At 37.0% G+C, this 2,118-nt stretch carries 3 protein-coding genes; 1 reads left to right on the plus strand and 2 read right to left on the minus strand.

From position 1 onward, the window contains the following. The first annotated feature begins 161 nt into the window (after window positions 1-161). Entirely contained in the window at window positions 162-803 is a 642-nt protein-coding gene (locus tag KAJ71_RS23120) for a DUF4225 domain-containing protein (protein WP_311295086.1), read from the plus strand. A 37-nt stretch (window positions 804-840) separates the two neighbouring features. Here the strand turns inward: KAJ71_RS23120 and KAJ71_RS23125 are convergent, their stop codons facing one another. Next, window positions 841-1,170, minus strand: coding sequence for a hypothetical protein (locus tag KAJ71_RS23125; RefSeq protein WP_248947785.1), 330 nt, complete (start codon window positions 1,168-1,170; stop codon window positions 841-843). Continuing rightward, window positions 1,170-1,649, minus strand: coding sequence for an Hcp family type VI secretion system effector (locus tag KAJ71_RS23130; protein ID WP_248947786.1), 480 nt, complete (start codon window positions 1,647-1,649; stop codon window positions 1,170-1,172). The genes KAJ71_RS23125 and KAJ71_RS23130 overlap by 1 nt, the downstream gene beginning before the upstream one ends. Window positions 1,650-2,118: the final 469 nt, after the last annotated feature.

Below are 2,118 nucleotides of genomic sequence, written 5' to 3' on the forward strand. Positions count from 1 at the left end.
GTGGCGGACTCAGCCCGGAACAATTTGAAAACCAGACCCTCGCTTAGTCGTGTGTCCATTGTTAGTGGGTAAGATCAAACAGAGCATCTGCTTTTTACCTAAAAAATGCGCAATCAAGATTTTCATTTCAAAAAGAAATTGACGACCTGATTAATCAGCATATTTCGACTTGCCGTGCAGCAACGACTCAAGAAGGACAGCGTAATGCATTTGTCTGTCTAAAAGCTGAACATGACTCTTTAAGAATGCAGTATGAGTCATTACAACTTAATAAAGCAACCAGAGCCGTATATTTGGAAATAAAGAAAGAAAATGGCATATACACATATGTTGTTAAAGCAATCGGCGTTGTCGCAGGAATATCACAACTGACATCAGGAATAGCAATGGTAATAGCCTCACAAGTCACGGTAGTTAGTGGCGTTACGGGCGTTTTGCTAATTTGCCATGGCACTAATAATATTTACGAGAATGTGCAATACTTCTTCACCGGAGAGGAACATACCGGTTATTTAAGAGACTTATATCGCTGGGCATCTACTAATGCTGGTTATGGTGAACGTGGTGGTGATATTCTATATGCAGGTATAGATTTATCCCTTTCGTTGAAAGCTTTATTTGGCAAGGTCTTAGTACCAAATAGTAGAAGCTGGTTAGATATAGGTGGCAGAAGAGTAGACACTGAAAGATTATATTATGCTATGTATAACGATTCGGTTACTGGCTTTAAAACCATGGAGAAATTCTCACTCTCATTGGAGATAGTAGGTGATTACGTTACTATATCGGGCACAATGAAATAATTAATTCAAGTGTGAACCTGCCAATTAAAGCATAACCCTACTGATATTTTTTATTAACGAAAAAATATAAGGACTTAATGTAGAGTCTCATTGGCGTTAAGAAATAAGAAGGTATTGCAACCATGCAAAACATAAAAACTATCATCCCAAAACCAAACAGACCATCTTTCATAATTGTTCCAATCGTGAAAATTGTCAGAATCGCCCCTAAAATAATACTTGCCCTTAGTGTTCTTTTTCCTATATCCATCACTGAATCAATGATATCAAGTTGATAAACATCAGCATTATTCTTTATTTTTTTAATTTCACTTTTGGTGAAATAAGACTCCAAAAGGAGTCTATTAACACTTGTTGTCTTTTTCATTAGTAGATTCTATCATCCCAAATACTATAACCACTGGTTCCAGCAATGTGATGCTGCCAAGAAATGCTTTCGTACTTCAGTGATATACTCTCTTGCGGTTGTGATTCGTTGTGGGTCGATGAATTAGGATAAAATATGTTAACGTCCATAATCGTAACGTTAGTCAGTTTAATGGAGTAAAATAATTCACGCCCACCATTCTGGTTGGTTCTATATATCTCGATAAGAGCATCCAAGCGTTCATTGTTAGATATTGCAATGCCAATTAAAGGCGAAGACTTGTCAATTGGTTTAACTATAACAAATGGGTGATGATTAACGTGCTGCTCTCTACTGATTGAATGACTTAGTTGATAAAGATAACTTTGATCTGTATGTCCAGATTGGTATAAGTTGCCGATTGAATCTTTAGTGGAGCATCCCGCAGTAATCAATCCTTGCTTCGCACCTTTCAATGTGAGAAAAATATCATTTGCCATATCAAATTCCTTTTAATTTAATCAATCAAGCATCTACAAAACATTATCACCTCTATGAATGATAACTGCCGCTAATTATTACTATTGAATATATTAAATCCTGAATCATAGCCGTTGATAATAGTATCTAAAAAATAAAATATAATCAATTACCTTAGTGCTGTTAATCGATTTAAGATTGTAGGTATTGTCCGGTACTGGCATCTCTGGATGATGCCTCTACAAGCCAATACCGTACTGTAGCTCTAACCCTACATCAACTATCTGCGAAATCATACGGACATCACCTTTAAAACCGGTATTGAAACGACAAGGACTGACTAAATAGCTGTTCCTAATACCGCTACACCTTACTCAAGCTTTGTGGCACAAGGGACTGTCAGCTTTCCACCGGCTTTGTTGAATAAATCGGATTGAGACAAAAGCTTTCCCGAATTGACGAGCTATCAGGCAACACGCACACTTTTTG

It is taken from the genome of Serratia silvae, from assembly GCF_023282985.1.
Classification (GTDB): Bacteria; Pseudomonadota; Gammaproteobacteria; order Enterobacterales; family Enterobacteriaceae; genus Chania; species Chania silvae.